Here is a 17,114-nt window from a genome sequence, read left to right on the forward strand (position 1 = left end):
AAATAGTTCCTAGTGAATTGCTTCCAAGTTGAAACTTAAAAAAATGAATTTATTAGTAATGAAAAATATGATTATGATAAAGCAATTAATATAGTTATGAGAAATATGGCTTTTGGTCAAGTTTATTATAATTATGATATGTTTAAAAAGAACAGTAAGCAAAATTTAAAAGAAGTAACAAATAATTATTTATTAGAAACTACTCCAATATGAAATTTATTAAAGGATATAAATCAAAGTGTATTGGATAATCAAAATAGTATAAAAGATAATAATTCAAATTTAATTCCTTCTATTTTTGTTAAAAACTTAAATTCATATTATGGGAAAAGTATTAATACAGTAGATATGAATATAAATAACTTTATAAAGGAAATATCTTTAAAACTTCCTCAATATTCAACAGTATTTAATTTTATAAATAATTATTATAATAAATATAAAACAATTATTATTTCTGAAAGCAAAAGTATTGGTAAAGCTTTTAATTCAAAAGAAGCTATATACCATGGAATAATGGATACTCCTTTAGCGTATGAACTTGATAAACATAATAAAAATAAAATACATTTTTACTCTTGAAAGAAATTTTATGAATCTGAAAATCAAACTCAAAATAATAGTCCAAATGATTATTTTTGTTTCTTAACTTTAAATGGTAGTGATAAAAAACCTATATCAGTTTATGATACAAATTAAGAAAATATACAAAGCAATAATAATATGGCTGAAGTTTATAAAAAATTTCCTGAATTAACAATTATTAATCAATTAATAATTAATTTATGAAGAGATTCAATGGAATTTAGTATCGGAGACTCTATTGAAGAAAGTTTATACAATTATCATGATTCTACTGTTAAATCAAATACTTTAAAAACAGATTTATTTAGACACTTTGCAGCAATGTCATCAGGATTATTTTCACAAGTATTGTTAAATGATTCATATAATACTGAAAGTACAATATTTTATCAAGGTCAATTTTTAAATATTTCAAATATATTTGATTTTGAGAACTACAATTCAGAAAATAAAACTCCTGGATCACAAATGGAACCAGTATATGAAAAAGTTCAAATTAAAAAAAGAGTTGTATTTATGATACCTTTAGCATATGCAATGTACTTTATACTAATAATTCCATTAGCATTTGTTGGAGATAATGGTGCTGGTAAAACTACAACTATTAAAGCTCTTTTTGGATAACTTAAATTAGAACAAGGCGAAATATTAATGGATGGAAAAAGTATTTTTGAAGAAGAAAATCTTCAAAGAATTGCTTTTTTTCCTGATTCAAATAGTGTCCCTTTAAATATGAAACTTAAAGATTATGTAGCATATATTTGTGCTGTTAACAGTATTCCTAAAAAAGAAGCTAAGGAAAGAGCAAATAAAATATTTAAGATGTTATCTTTAGAACCATATATTAATAAAAAAATTAAAAGTTTAAGTGCAGGTTGAAAAAAAAGAGCTATAATGGCAAGTGTTTTGGTAAGAACTCCTGAATATATAGTATTTGATGAACCAACAGCTAATGTTGACGTAGAAGCAAAATTGTCATTTATGAATATTCTTCATGAATTATCAAATATAGGAGTTACAATTTTAATTACAAGTCATATTCTTGAAGAACTTCAAGAAGTTGCAAATTATGTAGTTTTTATTCGTGATGGAGAGGTAGTTTTAGAAAAAGATTTTGATAATAAAAAAGAATTAATATCGCAACTTTATAAAGATGTAATGGCAGAAAAAAATAATGGTGAAAAACTTTTAAAAGAAATTTACAGTTTAAATGAAGGGTTGGTGAGTTAATATGGAAAAAACAACATTAAATTTAGTTAAGCTTAAGAAACCTAAAAAGGAAAATAAATTTAATGGTTTTAAAACTTTATATTTAATTAATTTAAAGAGATTAATTAGAAATAAGGGTATATTAGCTACTTCAATTATGTCAATAATAATTACATTAATTTTTTCATGAGTTACTGCTGGTACTGCAAAAAATCCATATACTATTATGTCTTTTGGATTAATAATGTTATCTATTGGATATATTATTCAAGTATTTTTCTTTATATTATTTATGATAATTATGTCAACAGAACTTATTAAAAAACAAATGCTAGATGGTATTCAAAATATTGAGACTAGATCTGGAATGAAATTTAAGTCAACTTTCTTATTGAGATTATTAGTATTTATTACATTTACTGCAGGATTGTGAGGTATAAATACATTAATTACTATCTTAACTTCATCATCAGTTTTATTTAAATTTGATTTAATTTTAGGAATAATATTTAGTACATGTATTTTTTATTTATTCTTAATATTTTTTGGAACACCAATAATATTTTTTATAACTATTATTTGTTCTATTGCTTGAAGCGTTATGCTAAATATTTTTATTTCTTTAATCTTAGTTTTTTCAGGGATGATATCTTCAATTTCTATATTATTTGATAATGATCAATTGAATAACAATAAATTGGTAATGAATTTAAATTTAAAATTAGAAATTGCAAATTCTTTTTATAATACATTTAAAGATGATGAAAATATAAATTTTGTTTTTAATGATTTAGATCAAAATAATAATCAACAATCAAATTTTTCAAAAGCAATTAATGACAATGGGTCATTAAAAACAAAAAAAATTAATGTAACAGATTTTTATTATTACAATTTAGTTTCTAAAAAAAATATAGTTGAAGCAAAAGATATTTCAATATTAGAAAAATCTTTATATGGGGGAAAACCAAATTTAAAATATTCATATGATAATGAAAATTTAGCATTTGCACCTAAAAATGTATTAAGTGGAACAGAAATATTTGAAAAAATATTAAATCCTATTTATCAGGAAATTTTAAATGGTATGAAACCTAATAATAAACCTCCTGTTTCAAAACCTGGTTATATGGGTGGTTTTATAAATAAAAATGATAATTCACAAGAATTTCATGATTTAACTCCTTTATCTAAATGATTATCAAAACAATTTTGAAGAAGAAATAAATAAAACAGTAAATATAGTTTATAAAAGATATCTAGAATTAATGATAATAAATGATATTATTACTGAAACTTGATTAAATACAATGATGTCAAAAACTGAACTTTATAGAAGCTCAAGTACTAGTACTATGTTTAAACAAGATGAAGTTTATTCAACTTATCAACAATGAGTTAATAGCTCTATTTTAAAAAATAATTTAAACATATTTCAACATTTTTCTATAATGTATGGACAATTATTTGGTAAAGCAATGAATAAGGATTTAATTTTCTCAAATTCACTTCTATCTTATTCAGGAATAACAACAGGATTTTCAAATTATGAAGATTTAAATAAAGTAGATATTAGAAATCGTAGTGATCAAGATCAAAATAAACCCTTAGAACCAATTTTTAAAGATTTAGTATTAAAGAAAAAAATGGGATTTAGTACTTTATTAGATTATTTAATGTATTTATTAATAAGTTTTGCAATGATGTATCTTGTTTATTTATTATGATCTAGAAAATCTAAAATTTAGATATTAGAAAGCTTTTAATAAAATATCCAGCAGTTTTTTAAAACTGTTGGATATTTTATTTTTTTATCTATTTTTTATCTTTAGTTTCAATTATTAAAGCTCATAAATTGTGTATAATATATTTGTTTATCAGGAGGAATATCAATGTCTAAAAAATTATCAGGAATTGGAGCAAGTAATGGTATATCTTTTGCAAAAGTATATATACTTGATGAAAAACCAATTATTATTTCAAAAGAATCAACTAAAAATGTTGATTCAGAATTGTCAATTATAACTTCATCTATAGAGAAAGCAAAGAACGATTTAATAAAATTACAATCTATTGCAAAAGAAAAATTAGGTGAAGAGAAAGCAGCTATTTTTGAAGCACATGCATCAATTTTAGAAGATCCAGCAATGGAAGAAGAATTTACAAATTTATTAAAAGAAAAAAAATATAATGCAGCAAGAGCTATTAAAGAAGTAGCTGACAAATATATTTCAATGTTTGAAGCAATGGATGATGATTATTTTAAAGAAAGAGCTGCAGATGTTAAAGATGTAACAGAGAGATTAATTAGATATGTTTTAAATCTACCAGTTGCAGATTTAGCAACAATAAATGAAGAAGTTATTATTGTTGCAGAAGATTTAACACCATCACAAACAGCACAATTAAACCCAAAATTTGTAAAGGGTTTTGCATGTAATATTGGGGGAAGAACTAGTCATGCTGCAATTATGGCAAGAAGTTTAGAAATTCCAGCAGTTTTAGGATTAAAAACAATTGTACATGATGTAAAAGAAAATGATATTTTGGCACTAAATGGTGAAACTGGAGATGTTGAAATAAATCCTAAAAATAAAGAAGAGTGAGAGAAACTTGTAGAGAAATTTGTAAAAGAAAAAGTGGAATTACAGAAACTAAAAAATCAACCAACTTTAACTAAAGATGGATTTGACGGATTTATATTAGAAGGAAACATTGGAAGTCCAAAAGATGTAGCTTCAGTTTTAGAAAATGGTGGAGAAGCAATTGGATTATTCAGAAGTGAGTTCTTATATATGGATAATGACCATTTTCCAACAGAAGAAGAACAATTTATTTCATACAAAAAAGTTGTTGAAGAAATGAATGGTAAAATTACAGTTATTAGAACTTTAGATATTGGTGGAGATAAAAAACTATCATATTTTTCATTCCCAGATGAAATGAATCCTTTTTTAGGATATAGAGCTATTAGATTTACTTTAGATAGAAAAGATATTTTTAAAGATCAAATTAGAGCTTTATTAAGAGCAAGTGCATTTGGACCAGTAGGAATTATGTTTCCAATGATTGCAACAGTTGATGAATTTTTAGCAGCAAAGAAATTTACATTGGATTGTAAAGCTGAATTAGAAAAAGAAGGTCAAAAAATTGGAACAGATTTAGAAATAGGTATGATGGTTGAAATACCTGCAGCTGCAGTTAATGCAGAAAATTTTGCAAAAAATGCTGATTTCTTTTCAGTGGGAACAAATGATTTAATTCAATATACAATGGCTGCAGATAGAATGAGTGAAAATGTAACTTACTTATATCAACCATATAATCCTTCAATTTTAAGATTATTAAAAATGACAATTGATGGAGCACACAAATATGGAAAATGAGCTGGAATGTGTGGAGAAATGGCAGGAGAGCCAGATGCAATTCCATTATTAATGGGATTAGGTCTTGATGCCTATTCAATGTCAGCTACAAGTATTTTAAAAGCAAGAAGCATTATGTCAAAACTTACTTTAAAAGAAACACAACAATTAGCTAATAAAGCACTTGAATGTGAAACTTCAGATCAAGTATTAAAATTAGTTAAAGATTTAATGAAAAATAAATAATTATTAGCCTTTAGGCTTTTTTTATTTGAACAAATTTTAAAAAGGAAAAAATAAATGAAAAATAAAAGATGTGATTGAAAAAGTCAAAATAAAGAGTTAATTAAATACCATGATAATGAATGAGCAAAAATTATACATAATGATAAAATTCTTTTTGAAAATCTTATATTAGAAACTATGCAAGCAGGATTGAGTTGATTAACAATTCTTTTAAAAAGAGAGGAATTTAGAAAAGCTTTTGATGATTTTAATTATAATTTAATTGTAAATTGAAATCAAAATAAAATAGAAGAATTATTAACAAATAAAAATATTATAAGAAATAGGTTAAAAATAGAATCAGTTTTATCAAACTCTCAAAATTTTATAAAAATTCAAAAAGAATTTGGAACATTTGACAAATATATTTGAAATTTTGTTCAATATCAACAAATAGTAAATAAATGAGATGAAATGTCCCAAATACCTTCTCAAAGTGAGCTTTCCCTTAAAATCTCTAAAGATTTAAAGAAGCGAGGTTTTAAATTTTTGGGTGCTGTAACTGTATATTCGTTTTTACAAGCTATTGGAATTATAAATGATCATATAAATGATTGTTTTGTTAAATATTTATAATTTAAAAAGTGAAGAAATCAAGTTTTTATTGTAAAATTAGTTTTGAGGAGAAGTTAATATGGGATTATTTACAAAAAATAAAAGTTTAGATGTATTTGCACCAGTAGATGGTGAAATAATAGATCTTTCAAAAGTTGAAGATGAAGTTTTTTCAGAAAAAATGTTAGGGGATGGATTAGCTTTTATTCCTGAAAATGGAGAGTTTGTAGCACCGATAGATGGTAAATTAGTAACAGTTTTTCCAAGTGGTCATGCTTATGGAATAGTAAATTCAAATGGAGTTGAAATTTTATTACACATTGGTTTAGATACAGTTTCATTAAATGGAGAGGGATTTGATATAAAAGTAAAACAAGGTCAAAGTATTAAAAAAGGTGACTTATTAGTAAATGTTGATGTTAAAAGTGTAGCTGCTAAAGTTCCTTCAATGCATACACCATTAATTTTTACAGTTGATTCAATGAGTGGAAAAAGTTTTGATATTCTTAAAACTGGAAAAGTTAAAAAAGGTGACTTAGTAGCTCAAGTAAAGTAGAAATAAGTATAAAGTGAGTAGGCATATTTATGCCTATTTTTTTTATTTATATAGTTATTGTGCCATAAAAGACATCTTTATTTTTTCATTCTATATTTAAAAAACTATTTTGAGATTTTTTTGAGTTATATCATTTATCTCATTCAATAACATCAGTTATATAATGTTAAAGTGATTCATATTTTTTATTATGAATTGTTCCTTTTTTAAGTAAAGAGTGATAACTTTCAATAACAATGTTATCTGCATATGTTTTTTTTCGCTCCCATTGATATAATTAAATTGTTCAAATCACAAACAGTTTTTCACGTTTTGCTTGTGTATTGAACTCCGTGATCTGAGTGAATAATTATTCCACTCGGATCTTTTATTTTTTTAATAACATTAATTGCTCTTTTTAAAGTAGCAATTACAAATTTTGCAGACATTTTATAAGAAATATCTGATGAAATAACTTCTTTTGTGAATCCATCGATTATTGTTGATTTATAAGCTTTCTTTCCTTTTCAAATTAAATAAGTAATATCTGTATATAAAATTTTGTATTTTTCTTTGACAGCACTATATTTTCTTTGAACAAGATCTGGATATTCTACATTTGAATTTTGTAGTTTTCTTTTATTTGCTTTTTTTAATTGATTTTTAGCAAATCTAGCTATAATTTTATTTTCTCGCATTACTTTTCGAATTATATATGTTGAATATTTATGAGATAGTTATTTTGAAACTTGCCTATATCCAAATTGCTTTCTATTATCATTAAATACTTTTAAAATATCGTATTTTATATAATCAAATTTATTTTTTTTATCTATGAAAAAATGATTTTTATATTTATCTCAATAGGATTTTTTAAAATTTAGTAACTCGAGTAGTTCCTTAATTGTTGTTTTATAATCTCTTGATTTAATAAAATTTATTTTTTCCTCTTTAGACATGTAGTTTCTCATGAGGTTAAAGACTTTTTTAAGGATTCATATTTCTCCTTCAAATTTTCTAATTCTGATTTATCTTCTTTAGATTTTGTATTAATGCATAAATTATTATCTGTTCTATAGATTGATTGTCAGGTTCCAATTGTTCCCATTGGCACTTTATATTTTTTATAAGCTTTTGTTACACCGTTTTCATTTGCATAAAGTATTACATTTACTTTAAATTCTTCACTATATTTACTAAATTTTTGACCAAGTTTTGCCATATTTTTTTCTTCCTTTTAAATATTTTAAATAAATTTTAATGCCTACTTTTTTCAACTCAGTCTAGAATGAAGGTTCCCCCTATAGAGGGAACGTTTTTTTTTATCATTTTTTATTTATTCTAATTCTATCATTATTATAAAAATCTAATCATGCTCATGCTATTTTTAAGCATTGATTGATGTTTTCAATATGACATGTTCTTATAGTTTCATCTTTTAAACGACTATGAAAACTTTCATGCTTGCCATTATGATGAGGTGTTCCTGGTTTTGAATAACTTCTAATGATTTGCAAATCATTACATAAATTTATGTAGTTTTCAGAAGTATATTGATTTCCATTATCTGAATGTAATAATATTGGACCTAAATATTTTTTATTTCTATATATTAATTGTTCAACTTCTCAATTATAGACTTGATATGGAGCAGAAACATAAATATTTGTATCATCTAATTTTAATCTAATAAATTTTTGATCTCTTAAAGTTAAGAAATAATCTATTTTTTGTCCTTTATAACTTAGTGTCTTTTTCATCTTAATTTGTTTTTTTACCTTTTAATTTTTTTTGCATTTTTTCTTTTCTTTTGTTTATTCTTTCCTCTTCAGCTTTTTTAATAGCTTCAATTTTTTCTCTTCTCTCTTCTGCAATAGTTTCTTTTCTTATTCTTTTAACTTCTTTATCAACTTGAAATGGATCAAACTCTCCGAATTCAATTTTTCCTTCAATAACTTGATTATATAAACTTCTTGCAAATTTATCTTTAACAAAAAAATCACTATAATCTAATTTTCTTGTTCTAACCATATGGGCTTCAAAAATTGATAATATACCAAATAAAAAAAATATTGCATAAATACATTGCAAAGTAATCATTCAACCACTATATGGTGTAAATTTGTCTTTTAATGATTTCCATAACTGTCATGTTTTATCTACATTTGGAGCTGTTGGACTAGTTTTTGTTCCTATTTCATAAAAAGGAATTGTAAAATAAATTCCATATATTAGACCAGTTAATAAAATTGGTCAAAAAATAAAGTTAAAAGCCAAATGAGCTCTTTTACCCCAGGTTAGCTTATTAAAAAAAGGTTTTACACTTGCAAATAATATTATAATCATCATTAAAAATCATAATAAAGGTGAAGCAACATCAATTGTTATTCTAGTTTCTAATGTACTATTATTTCCTTTTAAAATTAATGCTCATATAAATTCAACTAAAGTTCTTAAACCATCATCAAATCCAACATTTAAAGCTAAAATTATTGGTGCTATTAATCAAAAAGCAATCATAGTAATTCTAAAAATTACTATAACTATCATAAAAAAAACTGATGTTGTTTTAAAATTTTTAAAATTAATTTTTCTTAGTTTGTGCTCTTTATTTTTTTCTTTTTTCATTTTTTCACCTAGCAATCTTACTTTACATAAAAATAAATTTAAACATTATTTTGTTTAAATTCTTTAATTTTCACTATCATCTATATCTTTTCTTCTTGAAGTATATTTATAATTTTTATCTAATAAATTTGAAGGTTGAGTATTTTCATAATCACTAGAATAACTTGCTAGTGGATCTTGAATAATTAAATTTTCATCTGATGATGAAACAAATTGTCTATTTCTCTTAAAATCTAAATTTCTATTATTTTCTTGATTGTCAATAGAAAAAGGTATTATTTTATTTTCATTTTCGCTCTTATCTTCATTCAATAATTCAGACATATCAAGACCATTTAATGCTCCTGTTCTTTCAATTTCATCTATAGCTTCTTCATAAGATTTACTTAATCCACTTTTCATATTAAGAATTTCATTTTTTAATTCTGAAACATCTTTGGCTTCAGTTGTATTAATATTTGAAGAATTATCAATAATATTTTCTTGAACTTGTTGCTGTTTTTGAACTACAGTTTGCATTTTTTGTGTATTTATAGCTGGTTCTTTTGAAATACTAATAATTGAAATTACTGAATCTATACTCAATAAACAAAATAAAGGCATAATATAAAAGGTAATAAAATGATAATAATTGAAAAACTAGTAATTGTACTAAAAAATGAAAACACACTAGCTGCTTTATTTTTTAAAATATTTGAAAATAAAGTAATAATAAAATATAAAAAACCACTAACTAATATTATTCAATTTATTAAATAAAAATTTTTTAACGAAAAATAAATTGTATACTTTATTTTAAGGTCATTTTGAGAAATTACATCTATTCAAGGTATAATAGTAATTAAACTTATAGAAATTATTAATGTTATTATAATTCTTCAGATTTTAATTTGTTTCATTTCTTTCCCACCTTTAAAGTTTATTATATAATTTTCTTTGCTAAATTAAAGCAAAAAACTATTTAATTTTATCTTGCCATTTTAAAATGTCTAATAGTTCCTTCATAAAAAGGTTCTGAAACAATTTTAAATCCCATTTTTTCATATAATTTAATTGCTGTTTCTTGTGCATTTAAATAAATTTTATCTGCTTTTAATTTATCTGTTGTGAAATTAACTAAATAATTCACTAATTGTAAACCTATTCCTTGACTTCTAAATTTTTTTAAAACTGCAATTCTTCCTAAATATCATTCTTCATTTTTCTTAACAATTCTAGCACAACAAATTTCTTTATTATTATAAAAACCTATAACATGAAAACTTAATTAATCATATTCATCAATTTCTTCATCTAAAGGATAATTTTGTTCTTCACAAAAAACTTTTTTTCTAATTTCTAATGCTTGATCAAATACTAAGTTTACATTTGAAAAATCTACTAAAAATTTCATCATATTAATCATCTAATTTAAGAACAGCTATAAAAGCTTCTTGAGGAACATCTACTGAACCAATAGCTTTCATTCTTTTCTTTCCTTCCTTTTGTTTTTCAAGTAACTTTTTCTTACGAGAAATATCTCCTCCATAACATTTAGCTAAAACATTTTTTCTCATTGCTTTGATAGTTTCAAGTGCAATTATTTTACCTCCAATTGCTGCTTGAATTGGTACTTCAAAATTTTGTCTTGGTATTATTTCTTTTAATTTTTCAGTTAAAATTCTTCCTCTTCCCTGAGCAAAATCTTTATGTACAATAGTTGATAAAGCATCAACTATATCTCCATTTAATAAAATATCCATTTTTACAAGTTTTGATGTTTTGTAACCAACTAGTTCATAATCAAATTAAGCATAACCTTTTGACATTGATTTCAACTTATTAAAGAAATCAAAAACAATTTCATTTAAAGGCATTTCATAAATTAAAGTTCTTCTCGTATCATCAACATACTCAATATTAATATAAATACCTCTTTTATCTTGACACAAACTCATTAAATCACCCAAATACTGATCTGGGGTCATAATTGTAACTTTCACAAAAGGCTCTTGGATAAACTTTATTTTTTGAGGATCTGGTAAAAATGCTGGATTATCAATTTCAATTATTTCATTATTAGTTTGTGTTACTTTATAAACAACTGATGGTGCAGTTGCTATTAAAGTTAAATCATATTCTCTTTCAAGTCTTTCTTGAATAACATCCATATGTAATAATCCTAAAAAACCACATCTAAAACCAAAACCTAATGATTGAGAACTTTCTGGTTCATAAACTAAACTTGCATCACTTAAAGATATTTTTTCTAAAGCTTCTTTTAAATCTTTATATTTTGCAGTATCAACAGGATAAATACCACAATAAACCATTGGATTTAATTTTTTATATCCTGTTAATACTTGTTTAGCTTGATTATTTTTAGTTGTAATTGTATCTCCAACTTGAACATCTCTTACAGTTTTAATTGAAGCTGCAATTCACCCAACTTCTCCAGCTTCTAAACTATTTTTTTTAACTTCAAAAGGAGTTTTTACACCAAGTTCAGTAACTTCATAAGTTGCTCCTGATTGCATCATTTTTATAGTTTCTCCAACTTTTACAGTTCCATCCATAATTCTAACTGAAACCATAACTCCTCTGTATTTATCATAATATGAATCAAATATTAAAGCTTTTAAAGGCTTTGAATCATCTGCTTCTAATGGAGAAGGTATAAAATTTACAATTGCTTCTAATACATCCTCTACATTTAAACCAGTTTTTGCACTAATCATTGGAGCATTTGAGCAATCTATTCCTATTACTTTTTCTATTTCTTATTTAACTCTATCTGGTTCTGCTGCTGGTAGATCAATTTTATTAATTACAGGAACAATTTCTAAATTATTGTCTAATGCTAAATAAACATTAGCTAGTGTTTGAGCTTCAATTCCTTGACTTGCATCAACAACTAAAAGAGCACCTTCACAAGCTGCTAAACTTCTTTATACTTCATAGGTGAAATCTACATGACCAGGAGTATCAATTAAATGAAAAATATATTTTTCTCCATCTTTTGCATTATATTTTAATTGAACTGAGTTTAACTTAATTGTAATTCCTCGTTCTATTTCAATATCCATTGAATCTAAAAGTTGTGCTTGCATATCTCTTTTTTCAACACTTCCTGTTAATTCAAGAATTTTATCGGCTAAAGTAGATTTACCATGATCAATATGAGCAATTATACTGAAATTTCTAATTTTTGATTTATTCATAAATAATTATTCTCCATATTTTCCTTAATTATTATAACCAATATTCTTTTATAATTAAAAATAAAAAATCATAGACTGTTTTTAACAGAGTTTAAAATTGAAAATTAAAACTATTTTAATTTTTTTATTTGCTCATTTATATTAAAAAACAATTTTTTCTTCAAATATCACCTTATCTTTATTCTTTGGTTTTAAATAATATTAAATATTTGATTTAACTAAAAATTCATAATCGTTATTTTGCATCTTCTAAAGTAATTAAATTTGTTGCAAACCTCCTTTTCATAATGCTGTGTTCATATTTTTGTCACATCCTGTTCAAAATTTTGAATTACTTGAGTTAATTCAACTTTTGGTTTAGAAACTTTCTTATCGTCTATTTTTTTACCACATGCAACAACACTAACAGCTGATGAAGCAACAATTCCAAATTTTGCCAATACACTTAATAAGTTTTTCATATTTTCCTACTTTTTAAAAACAATTCAAATCGATATTACTAATTGTAAAAAAAAAAAAAAAAGTCAAGTTTTAAATACGAAAAAATAAATTGAAGGTTTAGAAGGTTCCCCCATTTTAGGAGACACTTTTATATAATAATAGAAAGGAAAAAATATATGGCTAAAAAAGGACAAAAGTTTAGAAAATGAACTCAAGAAGAAAAAGAAAAAATTATTGAATTAAGTTTGAATTGATATTCTCTAAAAGAAATAGCATTAAAATTTAACTCAACTACTGGATCAATTGTAACAATAATTAACAAATATAAAAATGCAAAGATAAGTGAAGCAAAACCTCGCTTGCCTTATAAAATAGATTACAGCATATCTCAAAAGGCAAATGATTTGTTTATAGGAGTTCTATTCGACTATAATAAAGAATTAATTAAGGAGAATAATATTTTAAAAAAGCAATGAGCCTCCAAGGGCGAAACCAAAAAGAAATAATTCAGGAATTATTAATAAATACTAAATATAATCGAACAATAATTTGCAAAATTTTAAATATCAATAGAACATCAACATATAAAGAAAATAAAACTTTAATGAATTTCCTCAATGATACAAGAATTATGAATTTAGTGATTTCAGAAATTGAAAAAAATAATTTTCTTAGTGCTTATAGTGCTAAAAGATGATCTTTATATTTTAAATTGAATTATATTGACCCTTTTAGGATAAATCACAAAAAATTAGAACGTATATTTAAAAAATTTAATCATATTGCATATTATATTAAGAAACAAACTAAACATGAAATTAAAAAATATAAAGAAACTATTAGAAAAAATTATCTTAAAGAAGCAAAAGAAATGGGATTTGAAAACATTTGAACTAGTGACATAACTCAATTTTCAGTTAAAACAAAAAAAGTTATATTTGCACAGTTCAAGATAATTTAACTGGAGAAATAATAGGAAAATCTAAAATAATAGATAATCAAAAAACAAATTTTGTGCTTGAAGCTGTAAAAATGGCATATAAAAATAAAAAATATTTAGGTCCAATATTATTACATTCAGATAATGGAAATCAATATACTTCTGAAAAATACATAAATTTATGTAATGATTTGCAAATCATTAGAAGTTATTCAAAACCAGGAACACCTCATCATAATGGCAAGCATGAAAGTTTTCATAGTCGTTTAAAAGATGAAACTATAAGAACATGTCATATTGAAAACATCAATCAATGCTTAAAAATAGCATGAGCATGATTAGATTTTTATAATAATGATAGAATTAGAATAAATAAAAAATGATAAAAAAATAAAAAAACGTTCCCTCTATAGGGGGAACCTTATAGACTGAGTGAATAATTATTCCACTCGGATCTTTTATTTTTTTAATAACATTAATTGCTCTTTTTAAAGTAGCAATTACAAATTTTGCAGACATTTTATAAGAAATATCTGATGAAATAACTTCTTTTGTGAATCCATCTATTATTGTTGATTTATAAGCTTTCTTCCCTTTTCAAATTAAATAAGTAATATCTGTATATAAAATTTTGTATTTTTCTTTGACAGCACTATATTTTCTTTTAACAAGATCTGGATATTCTAAATTTGAATTTTGTAGTTTTCTTTTATTTGCTTTTTTTAATTGATTTTTAGCAAATCTAGCTATAATTTTATTTTCTCACATTACTTTTCGAATTATATATGTTGAATATTTATGAGATAGTTCTTTTGAAACTTGCCTATATCCAAATTGCTTTCTATTATCATTAAATACTTTTAAAATATCGTATTTTATATAATCAAATTTATTTTTTTTATCTATGAAACAATGATTTTTATATTTATCTCAATAGGATTTTTTTAAATTTAGTAACTCGAGTAGTTCCTTAATTGTTGTTTTATAATCTCTTGATTTAATAAAATTTATTTTTTCCTCTTTAGACATGTAGTTTCTCATGAGGTTAAAGACTTTTTTAAGGATTCATATTTCTCCTTCAAATTTTCTAATTCTGATTTATCTTCTTTAGATTTTGTATTAATGCATAAATTATTATCTGTTCTATAGATTGATTGTCAGGTTCCAATTGTTCCCATTGGCACTTTATATTTTTTATAAGCTTTTGTTACAACGTTTTCATTTGCATAAAGTATTACATTTACTTTAAATTCTTCACTATATTTACTAAATTTTTGACCAAGTTTTGCCATATTTTTTTCTTCCTTTTAAATATTTTACATAAATTTTAATGCCTACTTTTTTCAACTCAGTCTAAGTATCTAAAATATCTAAAGGAGTTTTTTTTTTTTTTTTATATTCTTATTTAGTAGTAAAATTAATTAAGGTGATTTTATGAAAGAAAATTCAAATAATTTTTGAAATAATTTGAAAAATAAAAATAATAGTTTTAGATCTAAACATTTTGATTTAAGTGAAGAGACAAAATTTAGATTTGATATTTTAAATTATAAGACTGATGGAATGATTTTTGTTACATCAGTTTTAATAGTACCTTTTATTTTAGCTTTATTTATTCCTTTTGTAGCTGATGCTAATTCAGCATTTTCTTCAAGTTCAATTTTTTCACTTTTATATATTCTATCTGTTTCTATTGGATTGATATTTAATTGTATTAGAAATGGAGCAGGATTTTTTAAAGGAGGCTATTCATGAGTTTATATGTTCATATTAGGTCCACAAATAATCTCTGTAATTATTTTTCCTTTAACAAAGTTTTTTTTGACTGAAAATATTGAGGTTATTAAATTTTTTGCTTCTTTATTAACAATGATAGTAACAGAAGTAATTATTATTACTCTTGCTTTAGTTTATGATAGAAAAATCCTTAAAAGATTAAAAGAAACAATTAAATATAAATGAAAAGAAATAATTTTAATAACAATTATTTGTACTGCTTTAATGTTTTTAATAATAAATTTTATAATTCAATATTTAATTGAAAGTAAGCTAATAGGTGCTGGACAAAGTAGCAATCAAAGTTCATTGGAAAGTATTTTAAAAGATAATAAGTATGGTTTAAAAGTAAAAATAGTTTATGCTATTTTGTTATTTATATTAACTGTAATAATTGCACCTTTTTGTGAAGAATTATGTTTAAGAAATAGTTTTAATTTAAATGCATCAAATAAATGACTTGGTTTTGTTTCAAGCTCTTTATTCTTTGGTTTTGTTCATTGAGGTCCAAGTTTTGATTTTGTTCATATAATGAGTTATAGTGCAGCAGGTTTTATTTTATCGGGAGTATTTTTATATACAAAAGGAAATATGACGTTTTCATGATTTATTCATATGTTAAATAATTTAATAGTTTTTGTATTAATCTTACTTTAAAAAAATAGAAATTATAAGAGGTTACTTATGACAATAATTAAAGCAAATCAAAATGATGTAGATCAAACTATTTTTAATTTTATTAAAAAAAATTTTAAATCAACAAATTTATCTATTATTTACAAGTGATTTCGAAAAGGAAAAATAAAAATAAATGATGTAAAAGTTAAAGATAGTAAAATTAAAATTAAATTAGATGATGAAGTTAAAATATATGATAGCAGTCAAACAAAAAAAAGAGATCAATTTATTGAAGTAGATTTTTCTAATTTAGAAATCATATATGAAGATGAGAATATACTAATTGTTGACAAACAGCCAAATTTAGAAGTTCATTCACCAATTAATATTAATTTAGATCAAATGGTTAAAAGTTATTTGAAAAGTAAAGGAGACTATAATCCAGAACAAGAAAATAGTTTTGTTATAAGTCATGTTCATAGAATTGATAAATTAACAAAAGGTTTAGTAATATATTCTAAAAATAAAATTACTTTAGATACTCTTTTAAAAGAATTAAACAATAAAAACAATATTACTAAATTATATTTAGCAAAAACAGAAAATAATAACTTACAAGTAGGTAGCATTAAAGGTTATATAAAATATGATAATGATAATCAAAAAGCAAAATTTAGAGTAGAAAAGTTTAATAATGCTAAAAAAGTAGAACAAATAAATACTTTAATTGATGAACAAAAAAATATTTATGAAATTCAAATATTAACAGGAAGAAAACACCAAATCAGAGCTGTATGCAATTTTTATAAATCACCAATATGTAAGGATTTTAGATATGGTGCTAAAAGAAGTGAATTAAAAGAAATTGACTTGATTGCATATAAAATAATATTTAAAAATTTTGATGGTCATTTAGCATATTTAAATGATAATGAATATAAATCAAAATATAATTTTTAATGTTAAAATTAATGTAA

The 17,114-nt window shown here is 23.4% G+C and carries 24 protein-coding genes and 1 pseudogene; 13 read left to right on the plus strand and 12 right to left on the minus strand.

Features of this window, described 5'->3' with window-relative positions; genetic code table 4:
• Positions 1-96 precede the first annotated feature (96 nt).
• The 8 genes from AACK92_RS00535 (at position 97) to AACK92_RS00570 (ending at position 6,555) form a co-directional block, all read left to right on the plus strand.
• Positions 97-699: a hypothetical protein gene (locus AACK92_RS00535; RefSeq protein WP_339021057.1), complete on the plus strand. Its 603-nt coding sequence runs from the start codon at positions 97-99 to the stop codon at positions 697-699.
• A gap of 24 nt (positions 700-723) precedes the next feature.
• Positions 724-1,209: a hypothetical protein gene (locus AACK92_RS00540; protein WP_339021058.1), complete on the plus strand. Its 486-nt coding sequence runs from the start codon at positions 724-726 to the stop codon at positions 1,207-1,209.
• Positions 1,210-1,236: 27 nt separating this feature from the next.
• Positions 1,237-1,815 carry an ATP-binding cassette domain-containing protein gene (locus tag AACK92_RS00545; RefSeq protein ID WP_339021059.1) on the plus strand — a complete coding sequence of 193 codons (579 nt, stop codon included), beginning with the start codon at positions 1,237-1,239 and terminating at the stop codon, positions 1,813-1,815.
• 1 nt (position 1,816) lies between these two features.
• Entirely contained in the window at positions 1,817-3,025 is a 1,209-nt protein-coding gene (locus AACK92_RS00550) for a hypothetical protein (RefSeq protein ID WP_339021061.1), read from the plus strand.
• A gap of 37 nt (positions 3,026-3,062) precedes the next feature.
• A complete protein-coding gene (locus tag AACK92_RS00555; protein ID WP_339021063.1) occupies positions 3,063-3,542 on the plus strand; it encodes a hypothetical protein in 480 nt (159 codons plus the stop codon).
• 144 nt (positions 3,543-3,686) lie between these two features.
• Positions 3,687-5,405, plus strand: a complete 1,719-nt coding sequence (gene ptsP / locus AACK92_RS00560; RefSeq protein ID WP_339021065.1) for a phosphoenolpyruvate--protein phosphotransferase — start codon at positions 3,687-3,689, stop codon at positions 5,403-5,405.
• A 54-nt stretch (positions 5,406-5,459) separates the two neighbouring features.
• A complete protein-coding gene (locus tag AACK92_RS00565; protein WP_339021067.1) occupies positions 5,460-6,020 on the plus strand; it encodes a DNA-3-methyladenine glycosylase I in 561 nt (186 codons plus the stop codon).
• Between the two features lie 58 nt (positions 6,021-6,078).
• Positions 6,079-6,555, plus strand: a complete 477-nt coding sequence (locus AACK92_RS00570) for a PTS glucose transporter subunit IIA (RefSeq protein WP_339021069.1) — start codon at positions 6,079-6,081, stop codon at positions 6,553-6,555.
• A 239-nt stretch (positions 6,556-6,794) separates the two neighbouring features.
• Here the strand turns inward: AACK92_RS00570 and AACK92_RS00575 are convergent, their stop codons facing one another.
• The 10 genes and pseudogenes from AACK92_RS00575 to AACK92_RS00630 form a co-directional block, all read right to left on the minus strand.
• Positions 6,795-7,232 carry a DDE-type integrase/transposase/recombinase gene (locus tag AACK92_RS00575; RefSeq protein WP_339021071.1) on the minus strand — a complete coding sequence of 146 codons (438 nt, stop codon included), beginning with the start codon at positions 7,230-7,232 and terminating at the stop codon, positions 6,795-6,797.
• 39 nt (positions 7,233-7,271) lie between these two features.
• The gene (locus tag AACK92_RS00580) at positions 7,272-7,493 is read right to left on the minus strand and encodes a hypothetical protein (RefSeq protein ID WP_339021073.1); all 222 of its coding nucleotides are present in this window, start codon (positions 7,491-7,493) and stop codon (positions 7,272-7,274) included.
• Positions 7,472-7,756, minus strand: a complete 285-nt coding sequence (locus AACK92_RS00585) for a hypothetical protein (RefSeq protein ID WP_339021074.1) — start codon at positions 7,754-7,756, stop codon at positions 7,472-7,474. Before AACK92_RS00585 ends, AACK92_RS00580 begins: the two co-directional genes overlap by 22 nt.
• Positions 7,757-7,856: 100 nt before the next feature.
• Complete coding sequence (locus AACK92_RS00590) at positions 7,857-8,294, minus strand: integrase core domain-containing protein (protein ID WP_339021075.1); 438 nt, start codon at positions 8,292-8,294, stop codon at positions 7,857-7,859.
• Position 8,295: 1 nt separating this feature from the next.
• Positions 8,296-9,162, minus strand: coding sequence for a hypothetical protein (locus tag AACK92_RS00595; RefSeq protein WP_339021077.1), 867 nt, complete (start codon positions 9,160-9,162; stop codon positions 8,296-8,298).
• A 63-nt stretch (positions 9,163-9,225) separates the two neighbouring features.
• Entirely contained in the window at positions 9,226-9,765 is a 540-nt protein-coding gene (locus tag AACK92_RS00600) for a hypothetical protein (RefSeq protein WP_339021078.1), read from the minus strand.
• 364 nt (positions 9,766-10,129) lie between these two features.
• Positions 10,130-10,429, minus strand: coding sequence for a GNAT family N-acetyltransferase (locus AACK92_RS00605; protein ID WP_339021743.1), 300 nt, complete (start codon positions 10,427-10,429; stop codon positions 10,130-10,132).
• Positions 10,430-10,555, minus strand: coding sequence for a hypothetical protein (locus AACK92_RS00610; RefSeq protein ID WP_339021080.1), 126 nt, complete (start codon positions 10,553-10,555; stop codon positions 10,430-10,432).
• A gap of 4 nt (positions 10,556-10,559) precedes the next feature.
• A pseudogene (lepA, locus tag AACK92_RS05800) lies at positions 10,560-12,362 on the minus strand (translation elongation factor 4).
• A 218-nt stretch (positions 12,363-12,580) separates the two neighbouring features.
• Positions 12,581-12,823: a lipoprotein gene (locus AACK92_RS00630; RefSeq protein WP_339021085.1), complete on the minus strand. Its 243-nt coding sequence runs from the start codon at positions 12,821-12,823 to the stop codon at positions 12,581-12,583.
• A 156-nt stretch (positions 12,824-12,979) separates the two neighbouring features.
• On the opposite strand from AACK92_RS00630, the gene AACK92_RS00635 reads away from it, so the two are divergent.
• Genes AACK92_RS00635 through AACK92_RS00645 form a run of 3 tightly spaced genes read left to right on the plus strand, consistent with a single transcriptional unit; the run spans position 12,980 to position 14,129 of the window.
• Positions 12,980-13,309, plus strand: coding sequence for a hypothetical protein (locus AACK92_RS00635; RefSeq protein WP_339021087.1), 330 nt, complete (start codon positions 12,980-12,982; stop codon positions 13,307-13,309).
• Positions 13,276-13,764: a hypothetical protein gene (locus AACK92_RS00640; protein ID WP_339021089.1), complete on the plus strand. Its 489-nt coding sequence runs from the start codon at positions 13,276-13,278 to the stop codon at positions 13,762-13,764. Before AACK92_RS00635 ends, AACK92_RS00640 begins: the two co-directional genes overlap by 34 nt.
• An 11-nt stretch (positions 13,765-13,775) precedes the next feature.
• Positions 13,776-14,129: an integrase core domain-containing protein gene (locus AACK92_RS00645; RefSeq protein ID WP_339021745.1), complete on the plus strand. Its 354-nt coding sequence runs from the start codon at positions 13,776-13,778 to the stop codon at positions 14,127-14,129.
• Here AACK92_RS00645 and AACK92_RS00650 read toward each other — a convergent pair.
• Both AACK92_RS00650 and AACK92_RS00655 read right to left on the minus strand, forming a co-directional pair.
• Complete coding sequence (locus tag AACK92_RS00650; protein ID WP_339021091.1) at positions 14,107-14,772, minus strand: hypothetical protein; 666 nt, start codon at positions 14,770-14,772, stop codon at positions 14,107-14,109. The genes AACK92_RS00645 and AACK92_RS00650 overlap by 23 nt on opposite strands.
• Positions 14,751-15,035, minus strand: coding sequence for a hypothetical protein (locus AACK92_RS00655; protein ID WP_339021092.1), 285 nt, complete (start codon positions 15,033-15,035; stop codon positions 14,751-14,753). Before AACK92_RS00655 ends, AACK92_RS00650 begins: the two co-directional genes overlap by 22 nt.
• Positions 15,036-15,177: 142 nt before the next feature.
• On the opposite strand from AACK92_RS00655, the gene AACK92_RS00660 reads away from it, so the two are divergent.
• On the plus strand, positions 15,178-16,176 hold the full coding sequence (locus tag AACK92_RS00660) for a CPBP family intramembrane glutamic endopeptidase (protein WP_339021093.1): 999 nt from the start codon (positions 15,178-15,180) through the stop codon (positions 16,174-16,176).
• Between the two features lie 27 nt (positions 16,177-16,203).
• On the plus strand, positions 16,204-17,097 hold the full coding sequence (locus tag AACK92_RS00665) for an RluA family pseudouridine synthase (RefSeq protein ID WP_339021094.1): 894 nt from the start codon (positions 16,204-16,206) through the stop codon (positions 17,095-17,097).
• Positions 17,098-17,114: the final 17 nt, after the last annotated feature.

Origin of the sequence: Spiroplasma endosymbiont of Atherix ibis (assembly GCF_964020005.1) — a bacterium.
Classification (GTDB): Bacteria; Bacillota_I; Bacilli_A; order Mycoplasmatales; family Mycoplasmataceae; genus Spiroplasma_A.